The following is a 16807-nucleotide window of genomic DNA, read 5'->3' on the forward strand; positions in this document are numbered from 1 at the left end:
TTGCCGACTGTCGGTCCTGGTGCTGCTGCTACGAGCCCCAGGCCTCGAACTCGTAGATCCGGGCGGCGGGATCGGAGTTCTGGGTGGGTCTGGTGATGTTCAGGCGGACGTACCTGGCCGTGACGTCCACCGGATGGGTGGTGGTGCCTGCGGTGTTGCCGGTGACGGTGACGGCGGTGGTCCACGGGTCGGCGGTGGAGGAGCGGACCTGGATGGTGAAGTCACGGGTGTTCCAGGCCGGGTTCTCCTTGCCCGCCTCGGCGTGCCTGACCACGAACCGGGTGAGCGGATGTGCCGAACCCAGGTCCACCTCCAGCCACTTGGTACCGGTCAGCGTGCACCACTTGTCGCCGGTCCCGCCGAGGACGCTGCCGTTGACGGCCTTCGCCGGCCCCTCGTCGGCGTCGCACTGCCCGGAGGCGGTGGCCGGACGGTTCAGTGCCAGATTGGTTGCGGCAGGCGGGGTGTCGGACCAACTCACCTCGGCCGTGGCGGCTTTGGAACGCCCGTAGGTCGTCGATACCGCGTCGACCTCGATGGCGGTCGCGCTCTCCTGCCCCACCCGGTCCAGCTGCGGGACGTAGTACGCGTCGTTGGGCGTACCGCCGAGGAAGGTCCGGCTGCCGTCCGGGTTGCGCCGGTACACCTCGTAGTGGTGCACGGCACCGCTCTTCGGCGGGGTCCAGGACAGCCGCAGCGACTTGCGGCTCGCCGAGACGTCGGTGGCGCCGAGCACCGTGAGGCCGGTGGGCGCGGCTGTGGCGGCCACCGGTCCGTCGTACACCGCGAGCTGGCCGATCCTCACATTGTAGGAGGCGATCGGGCTCGGTGCGGAGACCTGGAGGCCGATCTGCGCGATGGTCCGGCCCGCGTACGCCGAAAGGTCCAGCGTCCGGCGTTCCCAGCCGCTGCCGCCGGTCGTACCGAGGCCGATGGTGGTGAAGGCGGTGGGGTTGTCGGTGAAGGAGACGGCCGCGCTGAGGTGGGATGCCCCGGCGGAAGGTGTCCTGAACACCACGGACAGCCTGGTGCCGGTGTTCACCGGCAACCGGGACTCGTACAGCCGCACGGTGTTGGTCGCGTCCAGGCGCCCGGTCAGCCGCAGTGAGGAACCGCCCTCGTAGGCATCGGTGAAGTCGATCGACGGGCTGAGCCTGTTGCCGCTCGAAGCTACCAGCCAGCGGTAGGTGGGCAGGACGTCCTGGAGCGAGAGGTTGTTCCAGCCGCCGGTGCTCACCCGCTTCCCGGCGGAGTCGTAGAAGTCGCCCTGGCCGGTGTCGAAGGAGGTGACGAAGGGCTTGGCGGTGACGGGGGAGGACTCGCCGATGTAGTTCGACAGGCCCTTCCAGGAGTCCGAGGTGCCGGTGTTGGACGGGTCGCCGTTGGCGCCGACCCAGTAGCGGGAGTCCTTGGCGTAGAAGTCGGCGCGGTCGGTGGCCGACTTCCAGGTCCACTCGGGGCGGTACAGGCCGAGCGAGGTGACCTGCGGCTTGCCGGGCGGGAAGAGCGCGTCCCAGGCGACGGAGGTCCGGTAGCCGGCCGCCTCGGTGTCGACACCCGAGTACAGCTCGTACTCGCTGCGGCCGAGCGACCGCGCCACGCTGCGCGAGGAGTCCAGCCCGGCGGCGGTCCAGTCGAAGTTCAGGAACATCGAGTCGGCGACCCGGCTCGAACCCTGTTGCAGGAAGGCGTCGTTGGCGGAGTTCAACGCGTTCTGCCAGCCGACGTCACCGGACTCGGTCATCGCGTCGTACCACTGGAACTCGACCGGCCCCTGCGCCCGCGCGTAGGTCATCGTGCTGCGCAGTTCGGTGGCGAGGGCCGAGTCGCCGCCGGCGGTCTCCTGGTTGATGAACCAGCCGTCGAAGCCGTAGTACTTGGCGACCTGCACCAGCTTGTCCGCCACCGGGTAGCGGGAACCGGACTTCTGCACGAAGTCGCGTACCCACTGCAGCTGCCCGCCGTAGGCGGTGGGCGGGAAGAACACCGTGCCGTAGACCTTGACCCCGTTGCGGTGCGCGGCGTCGATGACCGTCGCATTGGGCGCCAGGATCAGCCCTTCGCCCGCCGAACCGCCCCAGAACACCAGGGTGTTCACATACTGCCAGTAGCCGAAGGCGTAGTAGCCGGGGTCGGCCGAACCCTGCGAGGGGTTGGCGGAGGTCGGACCGAAGGAGACCAGCGAGGAGATCCGGGCCTGGTCGGTACGGGCATTCGGGTTGGCCCGCAGCACCGGGTCGGCGGTACGCGGCTGGAGGGGGACCCGGGAGCGGTTGAACCTGGCATCGGGGTCGCTCGCCGGGTCCCAGCCGAGCAGGGTGTCGGGGTACCAGTACGAGGCGTACGGCTGGCTGCCGTCGGCGGTGGACGCGGGGGCGGCCTCGGCCGTGTTCCTCGCTCCGGCGGTGGGGTCGGCTCGGGCGCCCGCTGTCGCGGGGACCGTGCCGAGGACGGCGGCGGCGAGGGCCGCACACAGTAGGAGGGGCAGCTGTCTGAATCCCATCAGGGTCTCCGATCCAGCACGGGGCGAGTGGTCGGGTGCGGTGGGGCCGGCGGTTGCGGTGGCTCCGTCGGGTGGTCAGGTCAGCGGGTGCAGTTGGTGTACCGGTGCCGGCGGTCCGTGGCGGGGGTGGCGGGCGCGGCTTGCGTGGCGGGGGTGGCGGTCAGGACCGGCCGCCGGGCTCGATGAGCCTGGCGACGCCGCGCGCGGTCAGGTACTCGGGGTCGGCGGCGCGGACGGCGGGGACGATGGCGAGTGGTCCCGAGGCGCGCAGCCGTACCCACTCGGTGTGGAAGGCACTGCCGGGGGCGACCTCGGCGCGACGGTCGGGGCGCTCGCGCAGATCGACCGGGCAGAGCAGGCCGGGGCGGTCGGAGGCCGTGCCCCGCCGGCCGGAGTGCTGCGCGGTGCGCTCGTCGGCGCGCTGCTCGGTGATGACGGCGGCGAGCTCGGCGGCGAGCGGCTTGCGGCGGTGGTCGGTGGTGAACAGGCCGAGGTCGTACTCGCGCTCGGGGAAGTCGGCGAGCGAGCGGTCCAGGTCGTGCGAGCACCACCAGGTGACACCCCAGAGCGCGGGATTGGGGAGGAGCTGGTCGAGGGTGCGGCGGACGAAGGATGGAGCGTCCGCGTCGGGTACGTCCGGGCGGGGCGCGCCGATCTCCTGGAGCCAGACCGGGCGGGTGGGGTCGGAGGCGGTCGCGGCGGCGAGTTCGACCAGGTAGTCGGCGTGCGAGACGGTGGCCGGGCCGAGCGGGCCGTCGAGGGCGGAGACGCCGTTGAAGACCCAGGAGTGGACGGTGGTCAGATCGCCCAGCTCGGCCGCGTCGGCGGGGTGGAACGGGTGCTCGGGGTCGTACCAGGCGGCGTCGTACAGCGAGTACAGGCCGAGCACGTACGGCGCGGCCGCGTCGACCGTCCGGAGCAGCTCGGCGGCCCACTGGGAGGACTCCTTGGCGTCGGTCGGGTTGGCCGGCCAGAGGTTGTTGACCTCGTTGCCCAGGGTGATCGCGAAGACGTTCGACCGGCTGGAGGCGGCCCGGCTCACCCGGTCCACATAGCGGGTGATGCCCTCGCGGACGGCGGGGTCGGTGAACAGACTCCGCCGGTGCCAGGTGAGCACCCAGGAGGGCAGGAAGTCGTAGCTGGACAGGTGGCCCTGGAGCAGGTCGACGGCCACGTCCAGGTCGAACTCCGCAGCGATGTCGATCAGTTCGAGCAGATCGTCGATGCCGCGCCGTCGGATCAGCGAGCGGTTCGGCTGGATCCACGGCCAGATCGGGAAGACCCGGACATGGTCCAGACCGAGGCCGGCCAGATCTTCGAAGTCGCGCCGTACGGCATCGGCCGAGAAGTCCAGCCAGCTGTAGAACCAGCCCGCCGAGGGTACGTAGTTGACGCCGAATCGGACTCGGTCGGGGCTTGGGTGCTGCGTGGTCACGCGCGTCCTCCGGCTGCCGGGTAGGGCGGACCCCCTGGTCGGGCAGGAGCCTAAACCGCTTTAGGTCGTCTGCCAAGACCGCCGTCGAGGGCCGGACGGCCCGGGTTCTCCCGGCCGGCCGGTGCTCTCCCGGACGGTGAGCAGCGGGGTGGGCGTCTGCAGGTCGCGGACCGTCCCCGGGGCGTCGATCGCGGTGAGCAGCTGGCGGGCCACCTGCTCACCGAGGGCGAAGGTGTCCCGGGAGAGCGCGGTGAGGGCAGGGTGGACGATCCGGGCCAGGACCGAGTCGTCGAAGGAGACGATGGAGAGCTCGCCGGGCACCGGGACGCCCATCTCGGTGGCCACGCCGAGCCCGGCGACCGCCATCACGTCGCTGTCGTAGACGATCGCGGTCGGCCGCTGCGGCTGGGCGAGCAGGCGGCGGGTGGCGGCGGCGCCCTCGGAGTCGCTGAAGTCGGTCGGCACCGAGACCGCCTCGATCAGCCCGAGGCTGCGGGCCGAGTCGCGCAGGGCGCGGATCCGGCGCTGGGTGTGCCGGAAGCTGGGCAGCCCGGCCAGGTGGGCGATCCGGCGGTGGCCGAGCGCGGCCAGGTAGTGCACGATCGACAGCATCGCCTCCCGGTCGTCCGCCCACACGCTGGGCAGAGTGCCGTGCCTGCCAGGACCGCCGAGTACGACGGCGGGGACACCGAGCCGCTCCAGCACCTCGACGCGCTCGTCGCGCACCTTGAGGTCCACCACGATGAAGCCGTCCACCCGGTGCTCGGAGGCCCAGCGCCGGTAGACCTCGATCTCGGCCGCGGTGTCCTCGACCACCAGCAGCTGCAGCGCCACCGCCCTGGCCGAGAGCCCGGCCTGCAGCCCGGAGAGCAGCTGGGCGAAGAACGGCTCCACCCCGATGGTCCGCGCGGGCCTGGCGATCACCAGCCCGACCGCTCCACTGCGGGCCCCGCCGAGTGCCCGCGCGGCGCTGTGCGGGCGCCAGTTCATCTCCTCGGCGACCAGCAGGATCCGCTCCCTGGTGGCCTCGCTCACCCCCGGCCGGCCGTTGAGCGCGAACGAGACCGCGCCCTTCGACACCCCGGCCTGCCGCGCGATGTCGGCAATCGTCGGTCGCCCCACGGCTCCGACTCCTCTCTCTTGACAGGGAGTGTAGCCCGGAGGATAGTCCCGGGCACTAGAGCGGTTTAGTACACGCAATCGATGCGCGCAATCGGTATATGCGATCGGTACGGCAGTGCGACACGCAGCAGCACGTGACCACACGCAATGCACGCAGACTCACACAGGCTGATGGGCGGGCGACCAGAGCGCCGGCGCCAGGGCAGGCCGGGAGAACACATGCGAAAGTACTGGGCAAGGCTGGCAGTGGCCGCGGTCGTGGCTACGACGGTGGCGGGATGCGGACTCGGTGGCGGCTCGTCGTCACCCGGCGGCGATTCGGCGTCCGCCGCCGTCACCGGAGAGATCAAGGGCAAGGTGACGCTTCAGACCTGGGCACTGAAGCCGAAGTTCACCGACTACATGCAGGGCGTGATCGACTCCTTCCAACGCAAGTACCCCGGTGTCCAGGTCAGTTGGCTGGACCAGCCGGCCGACGGCTACGCCGACAAGGTGCTCAGCCAGGCAGCCGGCGGCGGTCTCCCCGACGTGGTCAACCTGCCACCCGACTTCGCCCTGCCCCTGGTCAGGCAGGGACTGCTGCTGGACATCGCCTCGGCAGACCCGGCCCTCGCCCAGGACTATGTGGCCGGCGGGATCGACGCCTACCGCTATGCGGGCCAGCCCGGCGCCTACGGCTACCCCTGGTACCTGAACACCGATGTCAACTACTGGAACGCCGACCTCCTCACCAAGTACGGCCTCGACCCCGCGAAACTGCCCACCAACCTGGACGAACTCATCGCGCAGGCCAAGGTGTTCAAGGAGAAGTCCGGCGGCCAGGCCTACCTGATGAGCCGTAAGCCCGGCCTCGGCGACCTCGCCAACGCGGGCGTGCGGATCATGGCAGAGGACGGCAAGAGCTTCACCTTCAACACCCCGGAAGCCGCCGCCCTGCTCGACCGCTACCGCGAGGCGTACCAGCAGGGACTGCTGCCCAAGGACGTGCTGACCGACAAGTACGCCGGAAACGCCAAGCTGTTCTCCACCGGCACGGCGGCCTGGACCACCGGCGGCGGCAACTACATCACCAGCCTTGCCACCGACAACCCCACGCTCGCCCCCAAGGTCGTCCCCTCGCCGGCCATGGGCACCCCGCCGCTGTACGTCCAGGGCCTGTCCGTCGCCAAGAGCAGCAGGAACCTGCCCACCTCCCTCGCCCTCGCCCGCTGGGTCACCGACGCCGAGAACCAGGCCGCCTTCGCCCACCTCACCAGCATCTTCCCCAGCACAAAGGCGTCAGCGAGCGACCCCTACTTCAGCAAGAGCGACGGTACCAACGCGAGCGCCGCCAAGGTGATCGCCTTCAGCTCGCTCGCCAAGGCCGCTGTGCTCCAACCCGTCCAGGTGGACCAGGCGATGAGCGACATCGTCAACCAGCAGATCGCCCTTGCGATCAGTGGCGGCACCACCTCCAAGAAGGCACTGGACGACGCCGTCGCCCGATGCGACCAACTCCTCAAGAACTGACAGCGCCTCGACCATGACGCACCGACGCTGGTACACCCCCTGGCTGCTCATCGCGCCCGCACTGGTCTGGCTCCTCGTCTTCACCGTGTGGCCCTCCATCAACACGGTGATCCTCTCCTTCACCAACGCCCGCCCGCTCGGCGGCGGGCACTTCGTCGGCCTGGAGAACTTCGATCGTGCCCTGAGCGATGACCAGCTGGGCGACGCACTGCTGAATAGTGTGATCTACATGCTGGTCTGCCTGCCGCTGCTGACCGTGCTGCCGCTGCTCATGGCATTGCTCGTCCAGAAACGCCTGCCCGGCATCACCTTCTTCCGTACCGCCTTCTACACCCCCGTGATCGCCTCAGCCGTCGTGGTGGCGCTCATCTGGGGCTGGGTCCTGGACGAGCGCGGCCTGGTCAACGGCCTCGCCCAGCGCCTCGACGTCCTCAGCCAACCCCTGCCCTTCCTCACCGACCGCTGGCTGCTGCTGCTCAGCGCCATCAGTCTCACGGTCTGGAAGGGGCTCGGCTACTACATGGTCATCTACCTCTCCGCTCTCGGGAACGTCGGCCGCGAACTCCACGAAGCAGCGGCCGTGGACGGTGCCGGCTCCGTCCGCCGCTTCCTGCACGTCACCCTCCCCGGCGTGCGCAACACCATGCTGCTGGTCTCCGTACTGATCTCGGTCTCGGCGCTGCGGGTCTTCTCCGAGCTCTACATCCTCTCCGACGGCACCGGAGGGCCGGGAGGCCGGGACATGTCGGTGGTCATGCTCATCCAGATGTACAGCCGAGGCTTCACCGGACACCTCGGCTACGCCTCCGCGCTCAGCCTGCTGCTGTTCGTCATCACCGTCGGCCCACTGCTCCTGCTGCTGCGCCTCGACCGGAAGGCGGTCTGAGAATCCGATGGCCCGACAGCATCCAACTGGACCGCCGCGTGCGATGGCCCGACAACAGCCGGTGACTCGACAGCATCCGACAGCATTGCAGCATCCGGTGGTCGGCGACCGCTCAGAGCCGAGAGGCCGGACGGACCGGACGGGCCGAGCTGCCGGGCGGGTCCGAGGCTTCAACTCCACCTCGACCGCCGAAAAGGTGGTGCGCTATCTCCTGCTGCTCCTGGTCCTCCTCCTCACCGTCGGCCCGTTCCTCTGGGAGCTCTCCACCTCCCTCAAAGCCCCCACCGAGGACATCTTCACCCGCACCCCCAGCTTCCTGCCCCGCAAGCCGACTCTCGGCAACTACGCCGAGGCCGTCAGGGCCGTCCCGGTCTGGACGTACGCCGCCAACTCCCTCGTGGTGGCTGCGATCACCGTCGGCGGCAACGTGGTGGGGGCCACGCTCGCGGGCTTCGCCCTCGCCCGACTGCGCTTCGGGGGTGCACGGCTGATCCTCGGAATCTTCCTGGCGACCCTGGTGCTGCCGGGTGAAGTCACCATCGTCTCGCAGTACGTGACGGTCCGCAGCCTCGGTCTCGCGGACACGCTGCTCGGTGTCGCTCTGCCTGGTGCGATCGGGATGCTGAACGTCCTGCTGATGCGCACCGCGTTCCGCGCCGTCCCCGGGGAGATGGACGACGCCGCGATCGTGGACGGCGCCAACGTCTGGCAGCGGTTGATCCACATCGGGCTGCCGAACGTACGCGGGATGCTGAGCGTCATCGTCATCTTCGCCTTCATCGGCGCCTGGGACGACTTCCTCTGGCCCCTCATCGTCCTCACGGACCCCGACAAGTACACCCTCACCGTCGGCATCCAGTACCTCAACGGCACTTTCAGCGCCAACCCCCGCGTGATTGCGGCCGGCACCATGATCGCCTTCCTTCCGATCGTCGTGGTCTTCGCCGCCCTCCAGCGCTTCTTCTTCCGAGGTGTCGAGGAGGGTGCGATCAAGGGATAGCCCGCTGTCGCTGCCCCAGGAAACGCCTCCGAAGTGCAACCCGCTTATCGGCTAACGGATTTCGGCCACCGGACGGCCTGGTCGAACATCGCGGTGGCTGCTGACCGCAGTACCTCCCGGCGGAGTGCTGTGGTCAGCGCGCCCCGCAGAGGTGGCCGGACAGGGCCTGAGCTGGGCGAAGTACGCGAAGGGCGGCCCGATGAACCGGCTGATGTGCAGGCCGGCGGCATTGGCGTGGTGGGCCAGGGCGGCCCGCCGGACCTGGTGCCGGTCGAAGAACTCGCCCACGACGATGCGCCCGTCCGGCTTCACCACTCGCCGGAGCTCCCGAAGGGTCAGCTCCGGCCGCGGGATCTCGCCCAGTGTCGTCACCAGGTAGGCGGCGTCGAACCTGGCCTCGTCGAAGGGGAGCTCATGGGCATCGGTGCAGGTCGGGTGGATGTTGCCGATGCCGCTCCGGTCGGCCCGTCCCATGACGTGGTCGAGCATCTCCTGCTGGACGTCGACGATGTCGAGTCTGCCCTCGGAGCCGAGCTGGGGAGCGACCCTGAGGGACTGGAGACCTGTCCCCGGACCGATCTCCAGGACGCGGTCACCTCGGCGCAGCTCCAGCATGGCGTCGAGTCGTTCCTGCCCGAGGAACGGCAGCGGCAGGTCGAGCAGCCGGTGCTGAGCGTAGGGATAGGGCGCGGAGTCCAGCGCCCACCAGGACCAGGCTGCCGCGCTGGCCGCAGCTGCGCCCAGCCCCCAGAGGGTGCCGGAGTGCTTCAGGGCATTGTGGAGTTTCACTTCTGCTGTCCTTCTGTTGAGTACATTGGCGCGAGGGACTGGGCGACCGAAGCCGCCGGGGTTTGTGCACGGGTGAGTTGAGGGGCGGAGCGGGGCCGTGCGGCCCCAAGTCGGGTGGCTGTGGGATCGCGGGGCTGCGGAGACCCGGCCAGCATCACCAGTCCGCGACCTATGAGGACGCAACCGAGCCACCCATCCGACCGCTCGCGAGACTGGCGGCCCTCGGTCCGGCCCGTGTCAGCCGGTTTGCCCACGGGCTTGGTGGTCGGCCTGGTGAGGATGGTGGCGGTGGCCGGCGGTGGCTGGCGGCGCAACGGATGGTGCGACAGGCGAGCCGACTCCGTGGCACACGGAAACTCGGTGACGCTCATGGGATCGTCCCCCTCCCGGTTGCGGTGTTCCTTCATGGCGTCAAGCCTGCGCCGTCGAGGAGTCGGCGTCATTCACGCTGGTATCCGTCTTTTTGGTGGTGCTAGGTTCACCATGAATCCGGATGAAGCGCCATCGTCACCACAACTGAGAACCAGATTTGATTTAGCGTCAGATGGGGGGTCCCGACTGTCCGGCTTCGGGTAGGCCGGGACGGCACGTTGAAGGTGCTGACATAGCTCGGGGAGCGGGAGACGTCCGGGGCGAGAGGGCGACCGTGGGCGCGGCCTCGGGATCGAAGCTCTCCAGACGCAAATCCTGCAGGTGGCTCCCGAACATGGTCGCGAGCTCGAAGCCGAGCACCGTCCCCAGGACAGGAGCATCGTCACCGGTGACCTTCTGAATGATCAGGCCTGCGACCAGATAGTTCGTGTTGCCGTACTCCCATTTCGCGCCCGGGGAGAAGTCGGCTTCGCGTGCCAGGGCCATGTCGATGAAGTCGCGGGGGTCGAAGTACCGGTACTGAACGGCGGCGAAGTCCGTCAGCTGCGGGGAGGCCATGTAGTCGGGGAGCCCGCTGATGTGCTGGAGGAGTTGGCGGACGGCGATGCGACGCCCGTCGATCCCGTCCCCTCGCAGGAGACCGGGCAGGTAGGTGTCGATCGTGGCATCCAGACCGATCTTCTGCTCGCCGACGAGCTGCAGCACGACCACCGCAGTGAACGTCTTGGTATTGCTGCCGATCCGCACCTGCCCGTCGACGGGCACCTTCGCCTTGGTGACGAGGTCGGCGACGCCAGCGGTGTAGGTATGGGTCCGGCCGTCGCGGCCCTTGGCGGTGGCCAGTACGGCGGGCATGCCGTCATCACGCACCAGCGCGTTTAGGCTCTGCTGAACGCCGTCCGGCCTGGAGGCGGCGGTCGCGAAAGGCGGCGCGAGCACTCCGATCGTCATGGCGCCGACGGCTACGGCGAGTGCGGTCGATACGGTCCTGCGTCGACCGCCCTGCCGATGGCGGAGGGAACGGACCCGGTTCGGTGCATGCTCGTACACGAGACAACTCCTCGGGGACTACTGGGAAGTGTGTGCCGGGCCCAGCATCTCCGGGGACGTCCGCTCGGGGTGAGCCAGCTACCCCCAACTCCAGCTGTGGTTAACCCCACCAGGTCGGGCGCCAAAGGCGCTGATTCCCAGAGGACTTGCCAAGCTATTCAGTGCCCGTCGACTGCGGCCGAACCACCCAGGCGTGGCACGGGCTCTGAGCAGCCGAGTCGGAGCACAACACCCGGGGCAACAACCGGCATCCGCCCCCGGGACCAGAGCGACTGGGCTGCCTGCATCTCGACGTTTCAACTGATCCGGTCGCCCCAGGTCATAGTCCTGGCCTCGGACCAGATCAACTGTGACAGGACAGCTTGGGCGAGAAGGACGCGCTTGCGTAGGAGGGGGAAGTGTCCTGTGACAGTCGATCTTCCTCTTTGCCACTGAATCTTGCTCAAGCTCGGCTTTTTGCCACTACGGTTTACTCGATGGGGGCGAGGTGACCGGGTGAGCACTGCGGGTGCGTTAGAGCATGACACCGCCGGAGGCGGGTTCACGCTCCGGTTCGTCGGTGCTGGAGGCCACGAGCGGATTGTTCCGTTGGGTCAGTGCCATGGGCTGGCGTGGGAGGAGGCAACTCCGGTACGGACGTTCCGCTGGTCGCGCGGACTCGGGCATTTCCCAGGCTGGTGGTGGGCCGCGACGACTGGACGCCATGTGGGGTTCGAGTCGTGGCTGGAACAGGACCGACTGATCCTGATGGACTTCGATCCGCAGGTCGTGGGGATCGCTTCGCAGCCGTTCTGGCTGCACTGGCATGACGGGAAAGAGAAGCGGCGCCACGCCCCGGACTACTTCGTGCGGCTCGCCGACGGCCGTGCCCGCGTGGTCGACGTCCGGGCCGAAGACCAGGTGGACGAGCGGACCGCTGAGGCGTTCGCGGCCACCGAGCGGGCCTGTTCGGCGGTCGGCTGGGAGTTTGAGCACGTGGGTGTCCCTGATCCCGGGCTGATGGCGAACCTGCGGTGGCTGGCCCGCTACCGGCATCCGCGCTGCGCCTGCAGACCGGAGACCATAGTCCGGGTGCAGGAGATATTCGCAGCGCCGACGCCGTTGCTGGAGGGAGCCGAGGGCGTCGGGGATCGGCTGGCGGTGCTGCCCACGCTGTTTCACCTGATGTGGCGACAGGAACTGGTGGCCGATCTCGCGCGCGAACGGCTCGGCCCCGCCACCCTGGTGCGGTCCGCCGGTTCAAAGGAGGGTGCGTGGTGAACGCTGGGCGTCGGCCTGTCGGGGTATCGATCGGTGATCGAGTTCGCGTGGCCGGGGTGCTGCACACGGTGATCGCGGTGTCCGGCACGGCCGTGCGCCTGGCGGACACGGACGGCGTGGTCACTGACATCAGCCTGATCGAGTTGTCGGCGGCCGAGGATTTCGAGGTGGTGCGCGCGTCGTCGCGGGCACCGGTTCCGTCGGCGACGCCGTTGGAGGGGCTGCCGGAGGCGGTCGCGGCGGAGGCGTTGTGGTGGGAAGCGCACATCGTGGAGGTGTTGCGCGGGGTTCCGCCGCAGGCGCCTCCAGGCACGAGGCCGAAGCCGGAGTACGACCCGGCCGTGGTCTCGCTGACCCGCCGTGAGCAGGCCAAGGCAGCGGAGCTGACCGCTGCGGGGCGGTCGGTGACGGCGAGCGCGATCACCAAGCGCCGCCGCCGCTATGAGGCCCGCGGAGTGGTCGCGATGGCCGACCGCCGGTCCGGCAAGCCCGTCAGCGTGCACGGCCGGGTCGACCCGATCGTGGTGGAGGCGATGCAGCAGGCGATCGCCGAGGCCGCGCAGGGTTCCACGCGGACGGCGACCTACCTGTTCTGGCGGACTGGTCAGATCCTGGAGGCCGATCACGGCCGGGGTGTGGTGGAGTTGCCCTCGCAGCGCAGTCTCTACCGGCTATTGGAGAAGCTGTCGGCGGGCAAACACACGACCGGATCGGCCCGCACCCGCCGATCGCTGGCAGACCGGCCCGACGGGCCGTTCGGCGAGAGAAGTGCGGTGGCGCCGGGCGAGTTGATGCAGATGGACTCGACCCCGCTGGACGTGCTGGTCCGCCTGGACGACGGGATCTGCGCCCGGGTCGATCTGACCGGCATGATCGATGTTGCGACCAGGACCGTGACCGCGGCGGTGCTGCGGCCGACGACCAAGGCCGTGGACGCCAGCGTGTTGCTGGCCCGCACCGTCACCCCTGAGCCGATGAGGCCCGGCTGGGCACAGGCACTGGCGATGTCACGCTCGGCGTTACCGTTCCGGCGGCTGCTGGACATCGACTCGCGCATGCAGGACGCTGCCGCCCGGCCGGTCATCGTCCCCGAGGCCATCGTGGTCGACCAGGGGAAGGTGTTCATCTCCCGCAACTTCCGGGCCTCCTGCAACTTCCTCGGCATCAACTTCCAGCCGGTTCACGACGCATCGGGCTGGGAGAAGGGCCACATCGAGCGGATGCTGGGCTCGGTCGGAACGCTGTTCGCCCAGTTCGTGGCGGGCTACACCGGCTTCAACGCCGAACGCCGCGGCCGACACGTCGAACAGCAGCCCCTGTGGTCCTTGCTGGAACTGCAGGAACTCCTGGACGAGTGGATCGTGGTCTGGCAGACCCGGCCCCACGACGGGCTGCGCGACCCCCTGCACCCGGGGCGGACGTTCAGCCCGAACGAGAAGTACGCCGCCCTCGTCGAGACGGCCGGCTATGTCCCGGTCGCACTGTCAGCCGATGACTACATCGAACTGCTGCCGGCGACCTGGCGGGCGATCAACGCCTACGGCGTGAAGATCAAACACCGGACCTACGACGACCAGGCGCTGAACCCGCTGCGGCAGCAGCGGTCGGGCATCAAGGACCGCAAGGATCTGTGGGAGATCCACTACGACCCCTACGACGTGTCCCGCATCTGGGTCCGTGACCACCGCAAGGGCGGCTGGATCACCCTTTTCTGGAAGCAACTGCACCGCATTGCCGCCCCGTTCGGCGAACTGGCCTGGGACCACACCCGCCGCACCCTGCCCGGAGCGAGCGAGGAGGAACTCGCCGATGCCGTCGCTGATCTGCTGCGACGCGCCAATCAGGGGCCCGCTGACCGTGGTGGCGAGGACACAGCCAGACTCAGCCGCCGGGACCGGCATGTCGCCGCCCGCACCAAGTCCAGTCCGCCCTCCACCCGAATCGCGCCCGAGGCCCAACCAGCCGACCGCGTTGCCGACAGCGAACCGGACCAGGCCGACGACACGCCCGAGGAGAACGTCGCCAAGGTGATTCCGATGCCGATCTTCGACCCGTTCACCGAAGCGGACAACTGAGGTTGTCTTGAGGGGGTGACAGGTGATGATCCTTCCGCTACTCCATATGTATGAGGTATGCGGATGGCGGCGGGTTGACCGCTGTGGGGCGGGCGAAGCGGGAACGGGTGCGTTTCGAGGCCGCAGAGCTGTTCGAGCAGGGGGTACGGCCGCCGGAGGTCGCGCGGCGACTGCGGGTGTCAAGGAAATCCGCCTACGCCTGGTATGCCAGGTGGCGCAATGATGGGGTCGAGGCCCTGGCCTCCAAGGGGTCGCAGGGTCCGCAGTGCCGGCTCGATGCGTCACAACTGGCAGGGCTTGAGGCTGAGTTGGAGCGAGGTCCGGCCGCGCATGGCTGGAGAGAGGACCAGCGCTGGACCCTGGCGCGGATCGTCGTGCTCGTCCGTCGGCTGTTCAAGGTCTCCTACAGCCTGAAGGGCATGTCGTTGGTGTTGCACCGGATCGGCTGGAGTGTGCAGGTCCCCGTACACCGGGCGGTCGAGCGAGACGAGGCGGCGGTGGCTGCCTGGCGGGAGGGGACCTGGCCCGAAGTGGGAAAACAGCACGGGACCAGGGCGCGTGGGTGGTCTTCGAAGACGAGGCCGGTCAGTCGCTGAGGCCGCCGAAGGCGCGCACCTGGTCCCGTAAAGGCGTCACACCCGTCGTGAAGGTCACGGGCAAGGGCTCGGGACGCGTCTCGCTCGCCGGGCTCGTGTGCACCCGGCCGGGCCAGCCCGGCCGGGTGATCTACCGGATGCTGGTCCACCACGGCCGCAAGGACGAGAAGCGGGGCTTTCGAGAGCGGGACTTCGCCCGTCTGTTGGATGCCGCACACCAGCAACTCGGCGGGCCGATCGTGCTGGTGTGGGACAACGCCACCGCCCACACCGACCGTGCGGTGCGCGAGCTCATCGCGGCCCGGTCCTGGCTGACCGTCTTCCGTCTGCCCGCATACGCCCCGGACCTGAACCCCGCCGAAGGCGTGTGGGCGCATCTGAAGAAGAGCCTGGCCAACCTCGCGCCCCACTCCACCGACCAGCTCGCCGTTGCCATCCGGACCCGACTCAAGAAAATGCAGTACCGCCCCGGACTCATCGAGGGCTTCATCACCGAGACCGGTCTGATACTCCAACCCCCGTAATCACCCTGCTGGTTCAACCTCAGAAGCGACGGTGAGCCAGGAGGGCGGCCCGGGGCAGGACGGGGATCCCACGGACGGATACGGGCATCTGCAACTGACCACCCTGCCCGGCTGGCGCGGGTTCGTCACCGAGATGCCCGCAGTTCCGCAGTTGCTGCCCGAGGCGATCTGGACGGGTCTGGCAGACGACAAACGAGCCTTCTACGACGACGACCGCATCGACCACCACTCGCGGTTGCTGGTGGTTCAGACTCCCACGATCCGCCAGGTCATCACGTCGGGCCGCCGTCTGATCCAGATGAACAAGAACGCCCACTACGGGCGCTGCGGCCTGATGGTGTCCGGTCCCGCGAGGACCGGAAAGACCACCGCGCTCACCCAGCTCGGCAAGACCGTCGAGGTGATCCACCGACGCCGTCACCCGAACTCCTCCGGCGACATCCCGGTCATCTACGTCACCGTCCCGCCCGCCGCCACCCCCAAGATGATCGCGATGGAGTTCGCCCGGTTCTTCGACCTGCCGATCTCCACCAGGAGCAACATCACCGACATCGCGGACGCGGTCTGCGGCGTCAGTACGGACGCCCGCGTGACCCTCGTTGAAGTCGACGAACTCCACAACCTCAACACCGCCACACGCGCCGGTGCCGAAGCCTCCGACACCCTGAAGTACTTCTCCGAACGCATCCCGGCCACCTTCGTCTACGCCGGAATCAGCCTGGAACGCACCGGACTGCTCTCCGGCACGCGCGGAGAACAGATCGCCGGCCGGTTCGGCATGGTCCGCACCGGACCGTTCGGCCAGGACCAGCAGTGGACCGCGTTGATCGCAGCCCTGGAAGACAGCCTCAGGCTCCACCGCCACCGGCCCGGTGACCTCACCGGACTCGACCGCTACCTGCACCAGCGCACCCACGGGATGATCGGAAGCCTGCTCTGGCTGGTCCGCGGCGCCGCCATCAACGCCGTCCTGGACGGCACCGAGAGGATCACCAAGAAGGCCCTCGACGCCGTCGACGCCGACTTCACTTCGCAGTCCCAACGGCCGCCCGCCACGTGATCAATACTCATGCTGACCCGAGAACGAGCTGAGAAGATCCTCACCCTGCACGCGGCCGGATGGCCGGTGCAGGCCATCGCCGACCACACCGGCCACAGCCACCAGACCATTCGCGACTACATCAACGGCCGCAGGACGCCTGGGATTCGGGCCCCGCGGCCAAGCTTGCTCACCGACCCCCTCGCCAGCTACTGCCGTCAGCGACTCGCCGAGGATCCGCACCTGCGGCCCAGCGTCCTGTTCAAAGAAGTGGCCGGCCTCGGCTTCCAGGGGAGCCGGGCGACCTTCTACCGTGCGCTGGACCGCCGCCTGCCGGTCCTGGCCGACCGCCGGAAAACCAACTCGCAGGAGGAGGATCCCCAGGTCCCATCCAGAATGTCCCGCACATCCGCCCGCGGGCACGAGCGGACACCGGTGCTGCCACACCGAGTCGTCCCGATCGCAGGAGAGACCCTCAGCTCCTATCTGGCCCGCATCGCCCAGGCCAATCACCTCACCGTCACCGAGGTGCTGGCAGTGCTGCCCACCTGGTTCTCCACGAAGACCAGCAACCTCGACGACCGGGCCCTGCACCACATGCTCGTCCCCGCAGCCACCCACGCCCTGCACGAACTCGCCCACCTCAC

General features: G+C 68.8%; 14 protein-coding genes. 9 read left to right on the top strand and 5 right to left on the bottom strand.

What is annotated here, in order from left to right:
- Positions 1–28 precede the first annotated feature (28 nt).
- From UK12_RS10210 to UK12_RS10220, 3 genes are all read right to left on the bottom strand, one after another.
- Positions 29–2503, bottom strand: coding sequence for an endo-beta-N-acetylglucosaminidase (locus UK12_RS10210; RefSeq protein WP_045302001.1), 2475 nt, complete (start codon positions 2501–2503; stop codon positions 29–31).
- Positions 2504–2663: 160 nt separating this feature from the next.
- On the bottom strand, positions 2664–3938 hold the full coding sequence (locus tag UK12_RS10215) for a glycoside hydrolase 5 family protein (RefSeq protein WP_045302004.1): 1275 nt from the start codon (positions 3936–3938) through the stop codon (positions 2664–2666).
- Positions 3939–3998: 60 nt separating this feature from the next.
- A complete protein-coding gene (locus UK12_RS10220) occupies positions 3999–5060 on the bottom strand; it encodes a LacI family DNA-binding transcriptional regulator (protein WP_045302006.1) in 1062 nt (353 codons plus the stop codon).
- A 219-nt stretch (positions 5061–5279) separates the two neighbouring features.
- On the opposite strand from UK12_RS10220, the gene UK12_RS10225 reads away from it, so the two are divergent.
- The 3 genes from UK12_RS10225 to UK12_RS10235 all read left to right on the top strand — a co-directional run bounded on the left by UK12_RS10225 (position 5280) and on the right by UK12_RS10235 (position 8455).
- A complete protein-coding gene (locus UK12_RS10225) occupies positions 5280–6569 on the top strand; it encodes an ABC transporter substrate-binding protein (protein WP_045302008.1) in 1290 nt (429 codons plus the stop codon).
- 13 nt (positions 6570–6582) lie between these two features.
- Positions 6583–7455, top strand: a complete 873-nt coding sequence (locus UK12_RS10230) for a carbohydrate ABC transporter permease (RefSeq protein WP_045302010.1) — start codon at positions 6583–6585, stop codon at positions 7453–7455.
- 196 nt (positions 7456–7651) lie between these two features.
- A complete protein-coding gene (locus tag UK12_RS10235) occupies positions 7652–8455 on the top strand; it encodes a carbohydrate ABC transporter permease (RefSeq protein WP_045302046.1) in 804 nt (267 codons plus the stop codon).
- A gap of 51 nt (positions 8456–8506) precedes the next feature.
- Here UK12_RS10235 and UK12_RS10240 read toward each other — a convergent pair whose 3' ends face one another.
- Both UK12_RS10240 and UK12_RS10245 read right to left on the bottom strand, forming a co-directional pair.
- Entirely contained in the window at positions 8507–9244 is a 738-nt protein-coding gene (locus UK12_RS10240) for a class I SAM-dependent methyltransferase (protein ID WP_052681780.1), read from the bottom strand.
- A gap of 540 nt (positions 9245–9784) precedes the next feature.
- Positions 9785–10666 carry a serine hydrolase domain-containing protein gene (locus UK12_RS10245; protein WP_197084721.1) on the bottom strand — a complete coding sequence of 294 codons (882 nt, stop codon included), beginning with the start codon at positions 10664–10666 and terminating at the stop codon, positions 9785–9787.
- A gap of 495 nt (positions 10667–11161) precedes the next feature.
- On the opposite strand from UK12_RS10245, the gene UK12_RS10250 reads away from it, so the two are divergent.
- From UK12_RS10250 to UK12_RS36470, 6 genes are all read left to right on the top strand, one after another.
- On the top strand, positions 11162–11926 hold the full coding sequence (locus UK12_RS10250) for a TnsA-like heteromeric transposase endonuclease subunit (RefSeq protein WP_052681781.1): 765 nt from the start codon (positions 11162–11164) through the stop codon (positions 11924–11926).
- Positions 11927–11973: 47 nt separating this feature from the next.
- A complete protein-coding gene (locus tag UK12_RS10255; protein ID WP_231591130.1) occupies positions 11974–14001 on the top strand; it encodes a Mu transposase C-terminal domain-containing protein in 2028 nt (675 codons plus the stop codon).
- 50 nt (positions 14002–14051) lie between these two features.
- A complete protein-coding gene (locus tag UK12_RS10260; protein ID WP_045302014.1) occupies positions 14052–14597 on the top strand; it encodes a winged helix-turn-helix domain-containing protein in 546 nt (181 codons plus the stop codon).
- Positions 14564–15121: a transposase gene (locus UK12_RS10265; protein ID WP_231591131.1), complete on the top strand. Its 558-nt coding sequence runs from the start codon at positions 14564–14566 to the stop codon at positions 15119–15121. The genes UK12_RS10260 and UK12_RS10265 overlap by 34 nt, the downstream gene beginning before the upstream one ends.
- A gap of 31 nt (positions 15122–15152) precedes the next feature.
- Positions 15153–16181 (top strand): TniB family NTP-binding protein, encoded by a 1029-nt coding sequence (locus tag UK12_RS10270; RefSeq protein WP_045302018.1) that lies wholly within the window; start codon positions 15153–15155, stop codon positions 16179–16181.
- Positions 16182–16190: 9 nt separating this feature from the next.
- On the top strand, positions 16191–16807 hold a 617-nt coding region (locus tag UK12_RS36470), incomplete at its 3' end, for a TniQ family protein (protein WP_197084723.1).

It is taken from the genome of Saccharothrix sp. ST-888, assembly GCF_000955975.1.
In the GTDB taxonomy this organism is placed as follows: domain Bacteria; phylum Actinomycetota; class Actinomycetes; order Streptomycetales; family Streptomycetaceae; genus Kitasatospora.

Excerpts from the sequence above, each read along its gene's own strand:
- UK12_RS10210 (WP_045302001.1), bottom strand. The coding sequence starts at position 2,503 with ATGGGATTCAGACAGCTGCCCCTCCTACTGTGTGCGGCCCTCGCCGCC.
- UK12_RS10230 (WP_045302010.1), top strand. The coding sequence starts at position 6,583 with ATGACGCACCGACGCTGGTACACCCCCTGGCTGCTCATCGCGCCCGCA.
- UK12_RS10225 (WP_045302008.1), top strand. The coding sequence starts at position 5,280 with ATGCGAAAGTACTGGGCAAGGCTGGCAGTGGCCGCGGTCGTGGCTACG.
- UK12_RS10260 (WP_045302014.1), top strand. The coding sequence starts at position 14,052 with ATGAGGTATGCGGATGGCGGCGGGTTGACCGCTGTGGGGCGGGCGAAG.